Annotated in this window: 20 protein-coding genes; 13 read left to right on the top strand and 7 right to left on the bottom strand. The window is 74.9% G+C overall.

Annotated features, from left to right (window positions below; genetic code table 11):
* The first annotated feature begins 383 nt into the window (after positions 1–383).
* The 6 genes from FB380_RS00670 to FB380_RS00645 are packed head-to-tail and all read left to right on the top strand — an operon-like array spanning position 384 to position 4554.
* On the top strand, positions 384–1631 hold the full coding sequence (locus FB380_RS00670; protein ID WP_229682025.1) for a TadA family conjugal transfer-associated ATPase: 1248 nt from the start codon (positions 384–386) through the stop codon (positions 1629–1631).
* Entirely contained in the window at positions 1628–2491 is an 864-nt protein-coding gene (locus tag FB380_RS00665) for a type II secretion system F family protein (protein WP_188959569.1), read from the top strand. Before FB380_RS00670 ends, FB380_RS00665 begins: the two co-directional genes overlap by 4 nt.
* A gap of 28 nt (positions 2492–2519) precedes the next feature.
* The gene (locus FB380_RS00660) at positions 2520–3461 is read left to right on the top strand and encodes a type II secretion system F family protein (protein WP_188959568.1); all 942 of its coding nucleotides are present in this window, start codon (positions 2520–2522) and stop codon (positions 3459–3461) included.
* Between the two features lie 28 nt (positions 3462–3489).
* Entirely contained in the window at positions 3490–3696 is a 207-nt protein-coding gene (locus FB380_RS00655; RefSeq protein ID WP_166753397.1) for a hypothetical protein, read from the top strand.
* Positions 3686–4096 carry a TadE/TadG family type IV pilus assembly protein gene (locus FB380_RS00650; RefSeq protein WP_166753396.1) on the top strand — a complete coding sequence of 137 codons (411 nt, stop codon included), beginning with the start codon at positions 3686–3688 and terminating at the stop codon, positions 4094–4096. Before FB380_RS00655 ends, FB380_RS00650 begins: the two co-directional genes overlap by 11 nt.
* Positions 4093–4554, top strand: coding sequence for a hypothetical protein (locus FB380_RS00645; RefSeq protein ID WP_166753395.1), 462 nt, complete (start codon positions 4093–4095; stop codon positions 4552–4554). The genes FB380_RS00650 and FB380_RS00645 overlap by 4 nt, the downstream gene beginning before the upstream one ends.
* A gap of 130 nt (positions 4555–4684) precedes the next feature.
* Here FB380_RS00645 and FB380_RS00640 read toward each other — a convergent pair whose 3' ends face one another.
* Positions 4685–5620: a sugar phosphate isomerase/epimerase family protein gene (locus FB380_RS00640; RefSeq protein WP_166753394.1), complete on the bottom strand. Its 936-nt coding sequence runs from the start codon at positions 5618–5620 to the stop codon at positions 4685–4687.
* Between the two features lie 473 nt (positions 5621–6093).
* Here FB380_RS00640 and FB380_RS00635 point away from each other — a divergent pair, with 473 nt between their 5' ends.
* The gene (locus FB380_RS00635) at positions 6094–7716 is read left to right on the top strand and encodes an ABC-F family ATP-binding cassette domain-containing protein (RefSeq protein ID WP_166753393.1); all 1623 of its coding nucleotides are present in this window, start codon (positions 6094–6096) and stop codon (positions 7714–7716) included.
* A gap of 81 nt (positions 7717–7797) precedes the next feature.
* On the opposite strand, the gene FB380_RS00630 is transcribed toward FB380_RS00635, so the two are convergent.
* The 3 genes from FB380_RS00630 to FB380_RS00620 form a co-directional block, all read right to left on the bottom strand.
* Positions 7798–8028 carry a hypothetical protein gene (locus tag FB380_RS00630; protein ID WP_166753392.1) on the bottom strand — a complete coding sequence of 77 codons (231 nt, stop codon included), beginning with the start codon at positions 8026–8028 and terminating at the stop codon, positions 7798–7800.
* A gap of 93 nt (positions 8029–8121) precedes the next feature.
* A complete protein-coding gene (locus FB380_RS00625; RefSeq protein WP_166753391.1) occupies positions 8122–8775 on the bottom strand; it encodes a response regulator transcription factor in 654 nt (217 codons plus the stop codon).
* Entirely contained in the window at positions 8763–10001 is a 1239-nt protein-coding gene (locus tag FB380_RS00620; RefSeq protein ID WP_188959567.1) for a sensor histidine kinase, read from the bottom strand. The genes FB380_RS00625 and FB380_RS00620 overlap by 13 nt, the downstream gene beginning before the upstream one ends.
* Before the next feature lie 152 nt (positions 10002–10153).
* Between FB380_RS00620 and FB380_RS00615 the strand changes: the two genes are divergently transcribed.
* From FB380_RS00615 to FB380_RS00600, 4 genes are all read left to right on the top strand, one after another.
* On the top strand, positions 10154–10372 hold the full coding sequence (locus FB380_RS00615) for a hypothetical protein (protein WP_166753286.1): 219 nt from the start codon (positions 10154–10156) through the stop codon (positions 10370–10372).
* Positions 10369–11133: an ABC transporter ATP-binding protein gene (locus FB380_RS00610; protein ID WP_166753390.1), complete on the top strand. Its 765-nt coding sequence runs from the start codon at positions 10369–10371 to the stop codon at positions 11131–11133. Before FB380_RS00615 ends, FB380_RS00610 begins: the two co-directional genes overlap by 4 nt.
* 3 nt (positions 11134–11136) lie before the next feature.
* On the top strand, positions 11137–13644 hold the full coding sequence (locus FB380_RS00605) for an ABC transporter permease (protein ID WP_208382706.1): 2508 nt from the start codon (positions 11137–11139) through the stop codon (positions 13642–13644).
* Positions 13645–13775: 131 nt separating this feature from the next.
* On the top strand, positions 13776–13961 hold the full coding sequence (locus tag FB380_RS00600; RefSeq protein ID WP_166753389.1) for a hypothetical protein: 186 nt from the start codon (positions 13776–13778) through the stop codon (positions 13959–13961).
* Between the two features lie 4 nt (positions 13962–13965).
* On the opposite strand, the gene FB380_RS00595 is transcribed toward FB380_RS00600, so the two are convergent.
* Together FB380_RS00595 and FB380_RS00590 are read right to left on the bottom strand one after the other, a co-directional pair.
* Positions 13966–14202, bottom strand: coding sequence for a hypothetical protein (locus tag FB380_RS00595; RefSeq protein ID WP_166753388.1), 237 nt, complete (start codon positions 14200–14202; stop codon positions 13966–13968).
* A gap of 280 nt (positions 14203–14482) precedes the next feature.
* Positions 14483–14719: a hypothetical protein gene (locus FB380_RS00590; protein WP_166753387.1), complete on the bottom strand. Its 237-nt coding sequence runs from the start codon at positions 14717–14719 to the stop codon at positions 14483–14485.
* 231 nt (positions 14720–14950) lie between these two features.
* On the opposite strand from FB380_RS00590, the gene FB380_RS00585 reads away from it, so the two are divergent.
* A complete protein-coding gene (locus tag FB380_RS00585) occupies positions 14951–16732 on the top strand; it encodes a putative bifunctional diguanylate cyclase/phosphodiesterase (protein WP_166753386.1) in 1782 nt (593 codons plus the stop codon).
* A 23-nt stretch (positions 16733–16755) separates the two neighbouring features.
* Here FB380_RS00585 and FB380_RS00580 read toward each other — a convergent pair whose 3' ends face one another.
* Positions 16756–17070, bottom strand: a complete 315-nt coding sequence (locus tag FB380_RS00580; protein WP_208382704.1) for a DUF6343 family protein — start codon at positions 17068–17070, stop codon at positions 16756–16758.
* A 45-nt stretch (positions 17071–17115) separates the two neighbouring features.
* On the opposite strand from FB380_RS00580, the gene prfB reads away from it, so the two are divergent.
* On the top strand, positions 17116–18228 hold the full coding sequence (gene prfB, locus FB380_RS00575) for a peptide chain release factor 2 (protein WP_166753385.1): 1113 nt from the start codon (positions 17116–17118) through the stop codon (positions 18226–18228).
* Positions 18229–18398: the final 170 nt, after the last annotated feature.

Raw genomic sequence — 18398 nt, 5'->3', positions numbered from 1 at the left:
CGGTGGGCCCGCTGGACGGCTGGGACGGTCGCTGGGCCCGGCGCGGCAGCGCGAGCGAGGGGCGTACCTGTGGGGGTCACAGCCTGTCCGTTCAGTCCTGGCATGGGCCACGTTGGTGTTGGTCTGGACGTCGGCGCCAGCGTGCTCGGGCTGAGCTGGACGAGTGGGTGCGCTCACCACTCCGAGGGAGTGAGCCGGGGTTTTCGTGTGACGAGCCGTCGATGTCACGGGTCGGCTCGCGCCCCACCCGTCGCCTGATCGGGTGAACCGCCCGGGTGAGTGGGTCACTCTTCGTCCACAGGGCGTCCCGCGGAACCGCGTCATCCCCTTACAGTCACCGCACTCAACTGACCAAGTGGCTGCTCAACGGGGGTGTCGTGCCGGTGGCGAGCTCTGCCGTCGATCTCGTCGACGGCGAGGTCCGTGAGCTGATCCGTCGCCGGGGGCTGGACCCGTTCAGCGATCCCGGGCCGGTGCGGATGCTGGTGCGGGACGTCGTCGCCGACTACTCCGAGCGCTCGCTGTCCTCCACGCTGCCGCCGGTCGGTGACCCGGAGGGCGTCGTCCGCGACGTGCTGGACCGGGTGGCCGGCTACGGGCCGCTGCAGCGCTGGCTGGACGACCCGGAGGTGGAGGAGATCTGGGTCAACGAGCCGGGCCGGGTGTTCGTCGCCCGCCGCGGCCGCAGTGAGCTGACGACGACGATCCTGGGCGCGGGGCAGCTGGCGGATCTGGTCGAGCGGATGCTGCGCAGCTCCGGTCGGCGGATCGACATGTCCACCCCGTTCGTCGACGCGATGCTCCCCGACGGGTCGCGGCTGCACGTCGTGATCCCGGACGTCACCCGCCGGCACATGGCGGTCAACATCCGGAAGTTCGTCCTGCAGGCGCACTCCCTCGACGAGCTGGTCGCGCTGGGCACGCTGACCTCGCAGGTGGCCCGCTTCCTGGAGGCCTCGGTCGCCGCCGGTCTCAACATCCTCGTCTCCGGCGGGACGCAGGCCGGCAAGACCACGATGCTCAACTGCCTGTGCGCGGCGGTGCCGGCCCGCGAGCGGGTGGTCACCTGCGAAGAGGTCTTCGAGCTGCGGGTGCCGCTGCCGGACGTCGTGGCGATGCAGACCCGGCAGGCCAACCTCGAGGGCGCCGGGGAGATCCCGTTGCGCCGGCTGGTCAAGGAGGCGTTGCGGATGCGGCCCTCCCGGCTGGTGGTCGGGGAGGTGCGCCAGGAGGAGTGCCTGGACCTGCTGATCGCGCTGAACAGCGGCTTGCCCGGGATGTGCACCCTGCACGCCAACAGCGCCCGCGAGGCGGTGGTCAAGATGTGCACCTTGCCGCTGCTGGCCGGGGAGAACATCGGGCACGCCTTCGTCGTCCCGACCGTGGCCTCCAGCGTCGACCTCGTGGTGCACGTGGGCACCGAGCCCAGCGGTGCCCGGCGGCTGCGCGAGGTGGTGGCGTTGCCCGGCCGCACCGAGGGCAGCGTCGTGGAGACCGCCGACGTCTTCACCACCCGCGACGGCCGGCTGGTCCGCGCCGACGGCTACCCGCCGCACGCCGACCGGTACGCCGCCCACGGCTTCGACCTCGCCGCGCTGCTGGGCGACCCGGCCGAACGGCGGCCCGCGTGAGCGTGCCCGGTGGCCTGCTCGGGCTGGCCCTCGGTGTCGGGCTGCTGCTCATCTGGCGCAGTGGCGCCCGGGCACCGGTGCGCCGGACCGGCACCTCCCGGCCGGGACGACGCCAGCAACTGCTCTCCGCCGCCGGCCTCACCGGGATCAACTCCGCCCAGCTGCTCGCCCTCCAGGTCGCCCTGGGCGTCGCCGCGCTCCTGCTGGTGCTGCTGACCACCCGGACCGTGACGATCAGCCTGGCGTTCGGCGTCTTCGGCTCGGCGGTGCCCTACCTGCTGGTGCGCCGGCTGGCCGCCAAGCGCCGGGCCGACCTGCGCGAGGTGTGGCCGGAGGTCGTGGACAACCTGGCGTCGGCGGTGCGGGCCGGGCTCTCGCTGCCGGAGGCGCTGTCGGCGCTCGCCGTCCGCGGCCCGGAGGTGCTGCGGGGCTCCTTCGCCCGGTTCGCCGCCGATCACCGCTCCAGCGGCCGGTTCAGCGACGCCCTCGACCGGCTGAAGGACGACCTCGCCGACCCCGTGGGCGACCGGATCGTCGAGACGCTGCGGGTGGCGCGCGAGGTGGGCGGCAGCGACCTGGGCCGGGTGCTGCGCACCCTGGCCGCGTTCCTCCGCGAGGACGCGCGCGCCCGCGCCGAGCTGGAGACCCGGCAGGGGTGGGTCATCCAGGCCGCCCGGCTCGCCGTGGCTGCGCCCTGGGTGGTGCTCCTCCTCCTCGCCACCCAGCAGCAGACCCTCACCGCCTACGACAGCCCGGTCGGGACGGCGCTGCTGCTCATCGGCGGCGGGGTGTGCCTGCTGGCCTACCGGCTGATGCTGAAGATCGGGCGGCTCCCCGAGGACATGCGGGTGCTGCAGTGACGGGGTCGCCGAGCGGCGGGGTGTCGTCGTGAGCGCCGGTCTGGCCGGCATGCTGCTCGGGCTGGTCGCGGCCACCGGCGTGCTGCTCGCGGTGAGCTTCTCCCCGCCGTTCCGGCAGGTGCGGCTGGTCGACCGGCTCGCGCCCTACGTGCACGACAGCCCGGCGCCGTCCCGGTTGCTGGGCACGGCCACCCAGCCGGGGATGCTCAGCGCCGCCCGGCGGGTCTTCGGCCCGGTGCTGGCCGACGGCGCGCGGCACGTCGACCGGCTGCTCGGTGGCCGGGTGGCGGTGCGGCGGCGGCTGGATGCGCTGAACGCCGAGACCACGGTCGAGGACTTCCGGATCGAGCAGGTCGTGTGGGGTGGGCTCGGGCTGCTGGGCGCCGCCGTCCTGGCCGTCGTGGGGTCGGCGCTGGCCGGCGCGGTGAACCTGCTGTCGGTGGTGCTGCTGTGCGTGGCCGGCCTCGTGGGCGGGGTGCTCGGCCGGGACTGGTGGCTGACCCAGCAGGTGCAGCGGCGGGAGGAGCTGCTGCTGGCCGAGTTCCCGGTGGTCGCCGAGCTGCTGGCCCTGGCCGTGACGGCAGGGGAGAGCCCGACCGCGGCGATCGCCCGGGTCACCCGGCTCTCCGGTGGCGAACTTGCCCGGGAGCTGGGCGCGACCCTGGCCCGGGCCCGCGCCGGGGTTCCGCTGGTCGACGCGCTGCAGCAGCTCGCCGACCGCACCTCCCTGGACCCGCTGGCCCGGTTCGTCGACGGCCTGATCGTGGCCATCGAACGCGGCACCCCGCTGGCCGAGGTGCTGCGGGCCCAGGCCGCCGACGTCCGGGAGGCCGGCAAACGCCGGCTGCTGGAAGCGGGCGGGCGCAAGGAGATCGCGATGATGGTCCCGGTCGTGTTCCTGGTGCTGCCCGTCACCGTCCTGTTCGCCCTCTACCCGGGGCTGATCAGCATCGTCTCGCTGGCGCAGTGACGCCGGTGACCGACAGAGAGGACCACGGATGCGTGCCTACGCGTTCCTGTTGACCACGCTGGCTGCGCTGGCGGCCCGGCTGCGGGAGGACGATCCCGAGCGGGGCGACGTCCCGGGCTGGGTGATGATCACGGTGATGACCGCGGCGCTGGTGCTGGCGATCCTCGTGCCGTTCCGCGCGGCGATCGTGGAGGCGGTGTCGAACGCGCTGGAGTCCGTCACGAGTGCGCCCTGAACGGCTGACGGACGACGACGGCGAGCGGGGCAGCGCCGTCGTCGACTTCGTGCTGGTCGGCGTGCTGGTCGTGGCGCTGCTGCTCGCGGTGTTGCAGGTGGCGGTCTACGTGCACCTGCGCAACGTCATCGTGGCCAGCGCGCAGCAGGGTGCCCGGTACGCGGCCAACGCCGATGTGCCCGCCGAGGCGGGGGCTGCCCGGACGTTGGAGATCGTCGGGCAGGCGACCACGCGCGGGACGGCGGCGGGGTTGGCGTGCGAGTCGGTGCAGGAGGTCGACGACAGCGGGCTGACGCTGGTCGTCGTCCGGTGCGTGGGCGCGGTGCCGAGCCTGTTCGCCCCGCTGGGTGACCTGCTGCCGCTGTCGGCGACCGGGCGTTCGGTGGCGGAGACGCCATGACGTGGATGCGGGCTCGGCTGGGCGGCTCCGAGCGGGGGTCGGCGATCGTGGAGTTCGTGTTCATCGCGCTGGTGGTGTTCCTGCCGCTGGTCTACATCGTGGCCGGGTTCTCCTCCGTCCAGCGCGGGGTGTTCGCGGCCAATGCGGCGGCGCGGGAGGCGGGGCGGGCGATCGCGACCGCACCGGACGTGGCGACGGGTCGGGCGCGGGCGGAGGCGGCGGTGGCGATCGCGGTGGCCGACCAGTCGGTGGAGGCGACCGACGTCGTCCTGGCCTATGCCCCGGCCGGCGCGGGGTGCGAGGCGGCGGGCGGCTATGCGCCGTCGTTGGTGCCGGGGGAGGAGTTCTCGGTGTGCGTGACGGTGACGGTGCGGATCCCGCTGCTGCCGGAGTTCATCGACGCCAACACCGCCACCGGCCAGTTCGTCGTCGAACGCGACCGCTACGTCGACGGCTGACCCGCCCGCCGTGTGCGCTCGTGGTCGGTCCCGACCCCGCCGACCGACGATCAGCGCACAACGGGACAGGCACACGCGAGAGGGGCGGCCCCGGCTGACCGGGACCGCCCCCTGCGCTGTTGCTGCTACCTCACCAGGTCACGTCGGTGAGGTAGTCGAGGCCCGCCTGGGCGGCCTCGAAGGGGTCGAACGTCGGGTCGCCGAAGCGCGGGTCGTGCTCGACGACGTAGTAGCGGACACGGTGGGCGGCGTCGAAGACAGCCGGGAAGTCGAGGGACCCGCGGCCCACGATCTCGATGCGGTTGTCCAGCTCCGGGTTGAGGTCCTTGACGTGGAGCAGCTTGATCCGCTTGCCGTACTCCTCGACGACGTCGACCGGGTCGAGGCCGGCGTAGGCGACCCAGTACAGGTCGAGCTGGGAGACCACGTTCTTCTTCTGCGTGTGCTGCATCAGGATGTCGAAGGCGGTGCGGTCGCCGAAGACGGTCGTGAACTCGAAGTCGTGGTTGTGGATGAACAGCGTCTGGCCGGCCTGGCGGGCCTGCGCACCGACGGCGTCGAGGTAGTCGGCGTATGCGACCCAGTCGGCCTCGGTCTCCAGCTCCCCGACCCACGGGGCGCCCGCGGTGCTGCCGGAGCCGAAGTACGTGATGCCGAGGACCCGGTTGTCCTCGATGATCTGCGCGATGTCCGCCGGGTTCAGAGGCGAGCCCACGTCGACGTGCCGGGCCGAGGCCTTGAGGCCGTACTGGTCCAGGAGGGCCGCGTACTCCGCGGCGGTCCAGCCGCTCAGGGTGTACGGCTCGACGTTGCGGTAGCCCATCTCGGCCAGCCGGCGCAGGACCTCCTCGTGCCGCGCCTGCGAGCCCTCGTCGTCGCCGATGACGTCGGCGAACGTGTAGAGCTGGATCGAGATCTTGCTGAGCGGCACGTTGTGGTCGGCGCACTCCCAGGCCGGTGCGCCCCTCGTCGGTGGGGCCGCGCTCGCCGGGCCGGTGAGGCCGACGAACAGCAACGTGGACAGGACGGACACGAGCACGGCCCGCAGACCGATCGACACCTTCATGGGTCCCCCTCTGAGTGACGTGGGCAGACCACTCCGCCGCAAGGCGCCCGAGGTCAGAGGCGCGAACCCTGCACCGGCGTGTGCTGTGCGTCACAACGTAGCGGCACTTGTGCAAGACACAAAGCAGAAGTCTGCTCGGATCCGAGCAGAACGTCGGACCGTCTCGGGAACGCCGGATGACGGTCAGGACGTCGAGGGCGGACCCGCCGCCGTTGTGCGCTCGGTGTCCATCCAGGCGCGACGAACCGACGACCAGAGCCCAGCGAGGAAATCGGTCGCGGGGCGCCCGGGCCCGCGCGTACGGTCCGGCACGGACGTCCCCGGACCGAGGAGCAGCGACATGGGTGGCAGCGGCGACATCTCCGGGTGAACCCCTGGGATGTGCCCGGCAGGCGAGGAGCCGCCGGGGCCTTCGTCGTCCTCGTCCACCGCCGGGCCGCCCAGTGCGCCCGCGTCCCCGCAGAGGTCCCGCCATGCCCGACGCCTCCGTCGTCTGCTCCCACCTGTCCTTCGCCTGGCCCGACGGCACCCCTGTCCTGACCGATCTCTCGTGCGCCGTCGGCGCGGGCCGCACGGGTCTGATCGCGCCCAACGGCGCAGGCAAGAGCACCCTGCTCAAGCTCATCGCCGGCGACCTCCGCCCGACCGCCGGCACGGTCACCGTCGAGGGGCTGCTCGGTCACCTGCCGCAGACGCTGCCGCTGGCCGGTGACCTCACCGTCGCCGAGGCGCTCGAGGTGGCCCCCGTGCTGCGCGCGCTGGCGGCGATCGAGTCCGGCGACGCCGCCGACGAGCACTTCGCCACCATCGGCACCGACTGGGACGTCGAGGAGCGCACCCGCGCCCAGCTCGAGCGGCTCGGCCTGGGCGACGTCACCCTCGACCGCCGGCTCGACGCCCTCAGCGGCGGGCAGGTGGTCACCCTCGGCCTCGCCGCGCAGCTGCTCAAGCGCCCCGACGTCCTGCTGCTCGACGAACCGACCAACAACCTGGACGCCGACGCGCGCCGCACTCTGTACGCCGCGCTGGACGACTTCGCCGGCTGCCTGCTCGTGGTCAGCCACGACCGGGCGCTGCTCGACCGGATGGACCGCATCGCCGAGCTCGACCGCGGCGAGCTGCGGGTCCACGGCGGCGGGTTCACCGACTGGGAGATCGCCGTCCGGGCGGAGCAGGAGGCGGTGGCGCGCGACGTGCGCACCGCCGAGCAGCAGGTCAAGCGGGCGAAGCGGGAACGTCAGCAGGCGCGGGAGCGGGCGCAGCGGAAGTCCGGCAACGCCGCCCGCACCGTCAAGGACGCCGGGCTGCCGAAGATCCTCATCGGCAAGATGAAGCAGACCGCCCAGGAGTCGGCGGGCAAGGCCGACGACGTGCACGCGGCCCGGCTCGACGGCGCCCGCACCCGGCTGGAGGACGCCGAACGCTCGCTGCGGGACGACCCGGCGATCGTGCTCGAACTGCCCGGCACCGCGGTGCCGGCCGGGCGCACCGTGTTCGCCGGCGAGGGCCTGCAGCTGCGGCTGGGGGAGCGGGCGCTGTTCGCCGAGGGCGGCGTCGACCTCACCGTCCGCGGCCCCGAGCGGATCGCGCTGACCGGCGCGAACGGTGCGGGGAAGTCGTCCCTGCTGCGGCTGATGACCGGCGACCTGCTGCCTGATGTAGGGGAGGTCCGGCGGGCCGACGGCCGGGTCGCCCATCTCTCCCAGCGGCTGGACCTGCTCGACCCCGACCGCAGCGTGGCCGAGGCGCTGGCCGGCGCGGCACCGGCGATGCCGGCGGCCGAGCGGATGAACCTGCTGGCCCGCTACCTGTTCCGCGGCAGCCGGGCGCACCTGCCGGTGGGGGCTCTCTCGGGTGGTGAGCGGCTGCGGGCGACGCTGGCCTGCGTGCTGCACGCCGAGCCGGCACCGCAACTGCTGCTGCTCGACGAGCCGACCAACAACCTCGACCTGGTCAGCGTCGCGCAGTTGGTGAGCGCGCTGGCCGCCTACCGGGGTGCGTTCGTGGTGGTGAGCCACGACGAGCGGTTCCTCGCCGACCTCGACCTCACCCGCCGCCTGCAACTGGCGGGAGGCCGCCTGCAGGAGGGGCGGTGACCCGGCGCCCGTTGTGCGCTCGTCGTCGGTCCTGGGCCGGCGACCCGACGATCAGCGCACAACGGGCGGGCGCCGGGAGAGTCAGCCGGCGATGCGGGTGCACTCCGGGCAGCGGTCGGCGCCCGGGAAGGCGAGCCAGTCCTGGTCGGCGACGGCGGAGACCAGCACGCCGCAGACCGACTGGTCCAGGCCGTCGACGACCGGGCGGGCGACGGCGTGGGTGACCCGGTCGCTGCTGCGGGGGTCGTGCGCCGTGGAGGCCACGTGGGTGGCGGAGAGGTCGGTTCCGATCGTGGAGAGGCTCACCGTCATGGCGCCGAGCGTGCCGGACGAACATGACGATCGGACGACGAGTGGACGTTGATCTCGCGATGACCCGTCACACGGGCGCGCGGTGGGAGCGGCTCAGCGCCGCACCGCCTCCAGGTAGCGCAGCACCGCGCTGACCCGGCGGTCGGTGGCGTCGGTGGGCGGCAGGTCGAGCTTGGCGAAGATGCTTCGGATGTGCTTGTGCACGGCGCCGTCGGTGACGACCAGCCGCCCGGCGATCGCCGTGTTGCCCAGCCCCTCCGCCATCAGCGCCAGCACCTCCCGCTCGCGGGCGCTCAGCCGGTCCAGCCCGGCGTCGGGCCGGGAGCGGGTGAGCAGCTGGGCCACCACCTCCGGGTCGATCGCCGTCCCGCCGTCGGCCACCCGGTGCAGCGCCCCCAGGAACTCCTCCACCCGGCCCACCCGCTCCTTGAGCAGGTAGCCCAGCCGCCGCGCCCCGCCGGCCAGCAGCTCGGTGGCGAACGCCTGCTCCACGTACGCCGACAGCACCAGCACCGCCAGCTCCGGCTGCCGGCGCCGCGCCTCGACCGCGGCCCGCACCCCCTCGTCGGTGTGCGTGGGCGGCATCCGGACGTCGACGATCGCCACGTCGGGCCGGTGCTCGTCGACCGCGGCCAGGAACCCCTCCGGCTCACCCGCGGTGGCCACCACGTCCAGGGACTCCGCGCGCAGCAGCAGCGCCAGCCCCTCCCGCAGCAGCGCGTCGTCCTCGGCGATCACGATCCGCACGGCAGCTCCACCTCCAGCGTCGTCGGCCCGCCCGGCGGGCTGTCCAGGGTGAGGACGCCGTCGTGCGCCTCCACCCGCCGGCGCATCCCGGCCAGCCCCGACCCGCCACCCTCGACGGCGCCGCCGTGCCCGTCGTCGGTGACCGTCACGAACAGCCGGTCCGCGCGCCGGCGCGCGGTCACCCGCACCGACGAGGCGCCGCTGTGCCGGGCCACGTTGGTCAGCGCCTCGGCCACCACGAACCACGCGGTCGCCTCCACCGACACCGGGCAGCGCCCCGGGACGTCGACGTCGACCGTGCACGGCACCGGGCTGGACGCCGCCAGGCCGCTCAGCGCACCGGCCAGCCCGCGGTCGACCAGCACCGGCGGCAGGATGCCCCGCGCCACCGACCGCAGCTCGGCCAGCGCCTGCTCGGCGGCGTCCTGGGCGCGCTCCATCAGCTCGCCGGCCGCGGCCGGGTCCCGCTCCATCGACCGCCGCGCCGCGCCCAGCAGCACGGTGACCGTCACCAGCCGGTTCTGCGTGCCGTCGTGCAGCGACCGCTCGATCCGCCGCAGCTCCGCCACGTGCGCGTCCAGCGCCGCGGCCCGGGTGGCGGTCAGCTCGGCCACCCGCAGCGACAGGTCGGTGCCCGGTGGCGGCCCGAGCAGCCGGCCCACCGCCTGCCGCTGGACCCGCGCCATCAGCGGTGTCAGCCCCACGGTCAGCGCCGCGAAGCCCAGCCCCAGCAGCGACACGGCCACCGCGTCGGTCCAGCCGGACACCGGCCACCACCAGGGCGAGCCGAACTCCTCCGGGGCCAGCGCCCGCCAGTACAGCGGGTAGGTGACGTCCCGCACCGCGTACACCGGCAGCGCGATCCCGACCAGGTCGTAGACCAGGCCGAGCGTGCCGTGCCCGGCCACCCAGACGAGCTCGCGCCGCGATGCGGCGTCGGCCAGCGCGGCCCGCCAAGACGACGGCGCCGGCCCCGGACCGAGCACGTCCGGGCCCCACCGGCTCAGCCGGGCGCGCTCCCGGTCGGCCAGCCAGCGCACGCCCCGCAACGCCGCCGGCGCGAGCAGCAGCCCCAGCCCGACCAGCGACAGCACGGCCACCACGCCCAGCCAGAGGAGCAGGCAGAACGCCAGCAGCGCCGTCCCCAGGCCGCCGCCGAGCTGCTCCAGCGCCCCGAGCACCGGACGGGCACCGCCCCAGCGGGCGGAGGGCGAGGGGCGCAGCACGGCCCAGACGCTAAGGCGGCGCGAGCCCGGCGTCACTCGAACGGGGCCAGGAGTACAGCAGGCTGTACCTCGAAAAGGCCAGGTGAGGGGATCGGAAGCCGGCCCGGACCGGACGAACCTCGACGGGGACACCGCATCCCCAGGAGGACACCGTGCCCGACCCCTACCGCCTCGACAGCGCCCCGCAGACCCCGACGGCGCCCGCTGCCCGCCCGCTGCGCACCCTGCTCTGGGTGCTGCTCGCGCTCAGCGTGGCCGGCAACAGCCTGGCCTCGCTCGGCGTGCTGCCGCTGGCGCTGAACATCGCCTTCGGCGTGGTCACCGCGGCGTGCGTCGTCGCGCTCGTCGTCGACCACCTCCGTCGGCGATGAGCGCCTTCCTGACCACGCCCGGCGAGCGCCGCGCGGAGCTGCAGGAGCCGGCCGTGGTGCTGCGCTCGGTGAGCAAGCTGCACCCCGGCGGCGTCCGCGCCCTCGACGACGTCTCCCTCAGCGTGCGGCGCGGCACCTTCCTCGCCGTGATGGGGCCCTCCGGCTCGGGCAAGAGCACCCTGCTGCACTGCGCCGCCGGGCTGGACACCCCCACGAGCGGGGAGGTGCTGCTGGCCGGGCAGGAGATCGGCCGGCTGGACGAGGCCCGCCGCACCGAGCTGCGCCGCGACCGGATCGGCTTCGTCTTCCAGTCCTACAACCTGCTGCCGGCGCTCACCGTGGCCGACAACGTCACCCTCCCGCTGCGGCTGGCCGGAGCCCCACTGGACCGCGGCTGGGTGCAGCACCTGCTGGACCGGGTCGGCCTCGGGCAGCACCTGGACCGCCGGCCGGCCGAGCTCTCCGGCGGGCAGCAGCAGCGGGCCGCGATCGCCCGGGCGCTGGTCGCCCGGCCCGCCGTCGTCTTCGCCGACGAGCCCACCGGCGCGCTCGACCGGGCCAGCGCCGCGGGCGTCCTCGCGCTGCTGCGCGAGCTGGTCGACGAGCTGCAGCAGACCGTCGTGATGGTCACCCACGACCCGGCGGCCGCCGCCGAGGCCGACCGCACCGTGGTCATGGCCGACGGCCGGGTCGTCGACACCCTGGACTGGCCGACCGCGTCGGCCCTGGCTGCGCGGCTCGTCGCGCTCGGGGAGGGCTGAGCCGTGCTCGGACTCGCCACCGCGATGGCCCGCCGCCGGCTCGCCGCACTCGTCGCGGTCTTCTGCGCGGTGCTCGGGGCCGCGGCGATCGTCACCGGCACCGGCGTGCTGATGGAGTCCGGGTTGCGGTCGGAGCTGTCCGCCGGCCGGCTCGCCGGAGCCGACGTGCTCGTCTCCGCCGACCAGACCGTGCGGCCGCCGGAGGACCTGCCGATCGCGCTCCCCGAGCGCGCCCCGCTGCCCGCCGACCTGGCCGGCCGGCTCGCCGACCTGCCCGGGGTCACCGCCGTCGCCACCGACGTCAGCTTCCCCGCCGCGCTGCTCACCGGCGACGACGCCGTCGCCGCCGCCGACCCGGCGCAGGGCGGGCACGGCTGGTCCTCCGTCGGCCTGCTGCCCGGCGCGGAGGTCACCGGCGTCGCACCCGACGGACCCGGTGAGGTCGCGCTCGGTGCCGACCTCGCCGACGCCGCCGGGCTCGCCCCCGGCGACGTCACCCGGGTCGCGCTGGAGGGCGTGCCCAGCGAGCTGACCGTCACCGCGGTGGTGTCCCCGGCCGGTGCCGGGGTGCTGCTCCCCGACGCGGTCGCCACCGCCCTGCGGGACGACGGCCCGCGGGCCGGCACCGTGGACCTCATCGGCCTGCGGGTCGAGCCCGGCACCGCCGACGACGTCGCCGCCGCCGTCCGCCGGCTCGTGGGGTCCGACGGCGTCGAGGTGGCCACCGGCGACGCCCGCGGCGAGCTGCTGCAGCCCGAGGCCGCCGCCGGTCGTTCGCTGCTGGTCGTGCTCGCCGGGTCGCTGGCCGGGGTGCCGCTGCTGGTCGTCGGCTTCATCGTGGCCGGGGCGCTCAGCGTGAGCATCGCCGGCCAGCGTCGCGAGCTGGCGCTGCTGCGCGCGGTCGGCACGACCCCGCGCCAGGTGCGCCGGCTGGTCGCCACGCAGGCGTCCCTGGTCGGCGCCGTCGCCGCCGTCCCGGGGCTGGCCCTGGGGTACCTGCTGGCCGGCCAGCTCCGCCGGCTGCTCGTGCACCTGGGCATGCTGCCGGCCGAGCTGCCGCTGACGATCTCCCCGCTGCCCGCGCTGGCCGCGGTGCTGCTGGTGCTCGCCGTCGTGCAGGTCGCCGCCCGCTCGGCCGCCTGGCGGGTCTCCCGGGAGCCGGTGACCACCGCGCTGGGGGAGTCGCGCACCGGGCCGAGGACGCCCTCGCGCGGCCGCACCGTGGCCGGGCTGGCGCTGCTCGCGGCCGCCGTCCCGCTCGCGGTGGCACCGCTGCTGGACCGCACGGTGCTCGGCGCGGCCGGCACCTCGCTGGCCGGCATCGTCGCCGCCATCGGGCTGGCGATGGCCGGGCCGGCGCTGCTGCGCGCGGTCACCGGCCGGGTCATCCGGGCGCTGCCCGCCGGCACGTCGGCGCCGAGCTGGCTGGCGGTGGCGAACCTGCACGGCTACGCGCTGCGCTCGGCCGGGGCGATCACCACGCTGGCGATGGCGGTGGTGTTCACGCTCACCTATGCCTTCTCCCAGACCACGATCAGCGGGGCCGCCGGGCAGGAGGCCGAGGCCGGCACGCTGGCCGACACCGCCGTCGCCGCACCGGCCCTGGGCGGGGTGCCGACCGACCTCGCCGCCACGGTGGCGGCCGTGCCCGGCGTGGAGGCGGCGGCGCCGGTGAGCACCACCACCGTCCTGCTCGGCACCCGGCTGCTCGGTGACGTGACCGTCGAGGCCGAGCCCGCCCTCGTGCTCACCCCGGACGCCGCCGGCGTGCTCGACCTGGACGTGCGGGACGGCGACCTGGCCGACCTGCGCGGCCCGACCGTGGCCGTCGCCCGCGGGGTCGCCGACGTGGGGGAGGACCTGCCGCTCACGCTGGGCGACGGCACCGACGTCGACGCCCGGGTGGTCGCCGTGTACGACCGGGCCCTCGGGTTCGGTGGGGTGGCGGTCTCGGCGGACCTGGTCGCCGGGCACCGCACCACCGACCTCGCCGACCAGGTGCTGGTGCGCACCGACGGCGCCCCGGCGACCGCGGACCGGCTCGCAACGCTGGCCGGCGAGCGCCCCGGCGTCGTGGTGGACGACGCGGCGGCCGGCACCGAGCAGGGCGTGCCGCCCGAGGTGTGGCTGAACATCGCCGTCCTCGGGGTGCTGCTGGGCTACGTGCTGCTGGGCATCGCCAACTCGCTGGTCGCCGCCACCGCCCAGCGCGGCGACGAGCTGGCCGCGCTCCGGCTCACCGGCACCACCCCGGCGCAGGTGCGGGCGATGATGCGCCGGGAGGCCGGGCTGGTGTCCGTCGCCGCGATCGCGGCGGGCACGCTGGTCGCCGCCGTCCCGCTCGCGCTGCTCGGGATCGGCTTCCTCGGCCACCCCTGGCCGGCCGGGCCCTGGTGGCTCCTGCCGGCGACCGCCGCCGTCGTCGTCGGGGTGGCGTTCACCGCGATCGAGGTGCCGACCCGGCTGGCGCTGCGCACCGGCCCGGCCGACACGCTGGCCCGGGCCACCTGACCCGGCCCGGTCGCGGGACGGGACCTCCGGCCCGCGCCGGAGGACCTGCGACCCCGGTTCGGCACCGGTGCCCGCGCGCAGGATCGGCGGTGCGGGCACCGACCGGCGCCCGCAGTCCCTGGGGAGTGGTCATGTCCATCGACGTCGAGCAGCGTGCCGGCACCGGGGAGCCGTCCCGGCCGGAGCCCGCGCCGAAGCGGGGGGTGGAGGAGCACGCCGCGCTCGTCGTGGCGGGGACCCTCGTCATCGCCGTGCTGGTCTTCGTGGCGATGGTGGTGCTCACCGTGCTGGCCGGGGGCGACGGCTACCCGAACTGAGTGCTCACTGTCCGAGGTCGCGGTTCTGGCTGTGCTCGCTGACCTGCGGCACCTCCGCGCCGCCGGAGCCGACGCGCACCGGCTCGCCGGCCGACGTGCGCGCCCAGCAGAGCCGGCACAGGTGGGTGGGCTCCTCCGGCAGCAGCGGGTGCGCGCCGAGCGGCTGCACCTGCACCCAGCCGACGGCGGCGGGGGCCTCGGCCACCTCGGCGCACCGGTCACAGCGGTACTGGACGGACATGCGGATCGCCTCCTGGCCCGGGGGACGACGGTGGCCCTCGGGACACCAGCGTCCCCCTCTACCGCCCGGATCGCACTGCGGATCCGGTCAGCAGCGCACGGTGATCAGGCTGGCGGCAGCTGCTCCTGCAGGTCGGCCTCGAACCAGTCGCGGCCCAGGTCCTCGACCTCGCGCAGCTCGAGTTCGGCGAGCAGGGCGTAGGCGGTCTCGATGTCCATGCCCCCGAGCCAACGGCGGCTCCCGCACGCCCGGCTGGAGGGAACCGCAAGAGAACCGCAGATCAGCCGCCGCGGTTGACCTCGGCCTGGACGACGCCGAGCAGGGCGGTCTGCAGCGTCTGGTCGTCGTGGTCGCCGCGGTCGAGCGCCTCCTGGGCCGGCGCAGGGAGCTGGCTCACGTCGACGTCGTCCAGCCACGTCGTCTCCCCGCCGACCTGGCGCCCCAGCGAGAGGGTGCCCCCCTCCCGCCGCACCAGGTACTCCTCGCCACCGAGCTCGATCGTCGTTGAGTCGCTCATGGCGTCGCCGTACCCGGGGCCCCGGCCGGTCTACACCCGCCCGACCCGCGCACCCCCGGTGATCGGGTGGCCGGGACACGCCGTCCTGAGCTGCCGGTGTTCACTCTTTCCGGGCCGACCGGCGTGGCGGGCGTCCAGCTGTGTCCACTGTTGCCGATGGTCGCAGGGGGACAGTGGAGGCCCGGGGACCGACCGGAGCGGCCCTGGGACGGACCGGAGGAGGAGGTGGGCGTGCCGCGGACGAGGAGTGGGGCGCAGCTGCCGGTGGACGTTCGGCACCGGGACGGCGGCGAGCAGGGGCAGGCGGGGCTGGTGGCCGGCGTCCTGGACGCCCTGCCGTCCCCGACGGTGCTGATCGACGCCGACGGCACGATGCTGCTGGTCAACTCCGCCTGGCAGGCCGCCGGTGACCTGCTGGACGACGACCGGCTCCGGGTCGGCGTGGGTGGCAACTACTTCTCGGTGATCCTCAGCCTCTCCGACGACGCCGCGAACCGGGAGCGCATCGGCCAGCTGCAGGAGCTCGCGGCGGGCCACCGGACCACGGTCTCGGCGGACTACGCGCTGGCCACGGTGACCGGGGTGCGCTGGTACCACCTGCAGGCCTCGCGCGCCGACCGGTCCGGGCGGGTGGTGGTCACCCACACCGACGTGACCTCCCGGGTGGAGGCCGAGCGGGCGTCGTCCTGGCGGGCCCGGCACGACCACCTCACCGACCTGCCCAACCGGGCGCACCTGCACGACCTGATCAGCGCCGAGCTGCGCCGCCCCGACCGGGGACCGGTCACCGTGCTGTTCCTGGACGTCGACGGCTTCAAGGACGTCAACGACACGCTGGGCCACGAGGTGGGGGACCACCTCCTCCGCGAGCTGGCCACCCGGCTCACCAGCCGGACCCGGGCCCAGGACACCGTCGGCCGCCTCGGCGGGGACGAGTTCGTCGTCCTCTGCCGGGACTGCGACGTCGACGGCGCGCTGGCGCTCGCCGAGCGGTTCCAGAGCACCTTCGACGAGCCGTTCGACCTCGGGGAGCGCGTCACCCGGCTCACCGTGAGCATCGGCGTCGCCACCGCCCCCCGGGACGACCTCGGGCTGCGCTCGACCGACCTGGTCCGGGACGCCGACCTCGCCATGTACGCGGCGAAGGCGGCCGGCCGCAACCGGGTGCGGGTGTTCAGCCCCGAGCTGCGCAGTGCCGTCGAGCAGAAGGTGCTCGTCGCCGCCGAGCTGCGGGAGGCGATCGAGGCCGGCCAGCTGGTGCTGCACTACCAGCCGGTCCTGCACCTGCCCAGCGGCGAGGTCTCCGGGGTGGAGGCGCTGGTCCGCTGGCAGCACCCCGAGCGGGGGCTGCTGATGCCGTGCGACTTCATCCCGCTGGCCGAGCAGACCGGGGTCGTCGTCCAGCTGACCCGGTGGGTGCTGGCCGAGGCCACCCGGCAGGCGGCGGCCTGGGAACGGGCCGGCCTCGCGCTGGTCACCGGGGTGAACATCAGCGCCGCGCACTTCGGCACCGGCACCCTCGTCGCCGACGTCCACGACGCCCTGGACGCCGCCGGGCTCGCCCCCGAGCGCCTGGTGCTGGAGCTCACCGAGACCAGCGTCGCGGAAGACCCGCTGCGCGCCGCGGCCCAGTTCGCCCAGCTCCGCGTCTCCGGGGTGGAGGTGTCCATCGACGACTTCGGCAGCGGCTTCTCCTCGCTGAGCCAGCTGGTCTCCATCCCGGCCGGGATCCTGAAGCTGGACCGCAGCCTGGTCGCCGGCATCGAGGTGCGGCGCAGCGAGTCCGCCGCGGCGATCGCCGCGGTGGTCGGGCTGGGCGCGGCCTGCGGCATGCGCAGCCTCGCCGAGGGGGTGGAGACCGCCGGGCAGCTGGAGCTCATCGCCGAGCTGGGCTGCACCCACGCGCAGGGCTTCCACATCGCGCGGCCGATGCCGGCCGCCGAGGTGGCCGACTGGCTGGTCATCCGGCGTGCTGCCCGGCGCTCCCGGCGCACCCGCCTGCAGACCGCCTGAGCGCAGGCAGGCGGCCGGCGCGGTCAGCCCGGCTCGCCGCGCAGCTTCCGGCGGGCCACGACGACCAGGTCGACGAGGGCGATGACGGCCAGCACCACCAGCGCGATCGAGAGGACGACCGGGGCGTCGGCGGCAAAGGCCAGGACGGCGAGGACCCCGCACAGCACCAGCCCGAAGGCGGCCAGCACCAGCCGCAGGGTGAGTGCGCTGCGGGCGTTGCCGGCGCCTCCTTCCTCCATCCGCGGCTGCGAGTCCGGGATCCCGTGGGGGAACTGCTCGCGCTCGTACTCGGTGAGGTCGTCCGGGTTGCGCCGGTCGTCCGACGGTGACGTGCTCATGCCGCCGGAGGTACCCGGTGGGGGAGCGCACTACCCTGGACTGCCGTGGCCGCTGACTTCTCCGTCGTCCTGGACGAACTCGACACGACCCTGAAGTCCATCGAGGCCGTGATGCGGGTCGATGACCTGCGCCGGGAGGTGGCCGAGCTCGAGCAGAAGGCCGCCGCCCCGGACCTCTGGAACGACGTGGAGGCCGCGCAGGCGGTGACCTCCCGGCTGTCCTACCTGCAGGGCGACCTGCGTCGGGTGGAGGAGCTGCGCAGCCGGCTCGACGACGTCGGCCTGATGCACGAGATGGCCGCCGACGAGGGCGACGAGGCCACGCTGGCCGAGACCGAGCGGGAACTGGCCAGCATCCGCACCGTGCTCGAGGAGCTCGAGGTGCGCACGCTGCTCTCCGGCGAGTACGACGCCCGCGAGGCGCTGGTCACCATCCGCTCCGAGGCCGGGGGCGTGGACGCCGCCGACTTCGCCGAGATGCTGATGCGGATGTACCTGCGCTGGGCCGAGCGGCACAAGTACCCGACCGAGGTCTACGACGTCTCCTACGCCGAGGAGGCCGGCATCAAGTCGGCCACCTTCGCCGTCAAGCAGCCCTACGCCTACGGCACCCTCTCCGTCGAGCAGGGCACCCACCGGCTCGTGCGGATCTCGCCCTTCGACAACCAGGGCCGCCGGCAGACCTCCTTCGCCGGCGTCGAGGTGCTGCCGGTCGTGGAGCAGACCGACCACGTCGACATCCCGGAGAACGAGATCCGGGTCGACGTCTTCCGCTCCTCGGGCCCCGGCGGGCAGAGCGTGAACACCACCGACTCCGCCGTCCGGATGACCCACATCCCCACCGGCATCGTCGTCTCCTGCCAGAACGAGAAGTCCCAGATCCAGAACCGGGCGGCCGCCCTCCGGGTGCTGCAGGCCCGGCTGCTCGTCGTCCGGCAGGCCGAGCAGCGGGCCGAGATGGACGCGCTCAAGGGGGAGGGGAGCAGCTGGGGCAACCAGATGCGCTCCTACGTGCTGCACCCCTACCAGATGGTCAAGGACCTGCGGACCGAGCTGGAGTCCGGCAACCCGGCCAACGTGCTCGACGGGGACATCGACTCCTTCATCGAGGCCGGGATCCGCTGGCGCCGGCAGCAGGAGTCCGCACCGCTGAACTAGGCCCCGGGCGCCTCCCCGGAGGAGAGACCGGCCACAGCCGGATCCCGCCCGGGGAGCACGCTGGGTGACCAGGGCGCCCAGGGCGGGCCGTGCGCGCTCACCGTCCGCACACAACGTCGCGGGGCGCGCCGGGCGAACGTGTCATCGGGCGGCGCGGGACAGGTACCGTG

The sequence above is a fragment of the Modestobacter marinus genome (assembly GCF_011758655.1).
Classification (GTDB): Bacteria; Actinomycetota; Actinomycetes; order Mycobacteriales; family Geodermatophilaceae; genus Modestobacter; species Modestobacter marinus.
The sequence above is the reverse complement of the archived record's forward strand: the minus strand, read 5'-3'. Positions and strand labels throughout refer to the sequence as shown.

Excerpts from the sequence above, each read along its gene's own strand:
- FB380_RS00580 (WP_208382704.1), bottom strand. The coding sequence starts at position 17,070 with ATGAGCACGTCACCGTCGGACGACCGGCGCAACCCGGACGACCTCACC.
- FB380_RS00590 (WP_166753387.1), bottom strand. The coding sequence starts at position 14,719 with ATGAGCGACTCAACGACGATCGAGCTCGGTGGCGAGGAGTACCTGGTG.
- FB380_RS00630 (WP_166753392.1), bottom strand. The coding sequence starts at position 8,028 with ATGACGGTGAGCCTCTCCACGATCGGAACCGACCTCTCCGCCACCCAC.
- FB380_RS00595 (WP_166753388.1), bottom strand. The coding sequence starts at position 14,202 with ATGTCCGTCCAGTACCGCTGTGACCGGTGCGCCGAGGTGGCCGAGGCC.
- FB380_RS00600 (WP_166753389.1), top strand. The coding sequence starts at position 13,776 with ATGTCCATCGACGTCGAGCAGCGTGCCGGCACCGGGGAGCCGTCCCGG.
- FB380_RS00645 (WP_166753395.1), top strand. The coding sequence starts at position 4,093 with ATGACGTGGATGCGGGCTCGGCTGGGCGGCTCCGAGCGGGGGTCGGCG.
- FB380_RS00640 (WP_166753394.1), bottom strand. The coding sequence starts at position 5,620 with ATGAAGGTGTCGATCGGTCTGCGGGCCGTGCTCGTGTCCGTCCTGTCC.
- FB380_RS00610 (WP_166753390.1), top strand. The coding sequence starts at position 10,369 with ATGAGCGCCTTCCTGACCACGCCCGGCGAGCGCCGCGCGGAGCTGCAG.
- FB380_RS00655 (WP_166753397.1), top strand. The coding sequence starts at position 3,490 with ATGCGTGCCTACGCGTTCCTGTTGACCACGCTGGCTGCGCTGGCGGCC.
- FB380_RS00635 (WP_166753393.1), top strand. The coding sequence starts at position 6,094 with ATGCCCGACGCCTCCGTCGTCTGCTCCCACCTGTCCTTCGCCTGGCCC.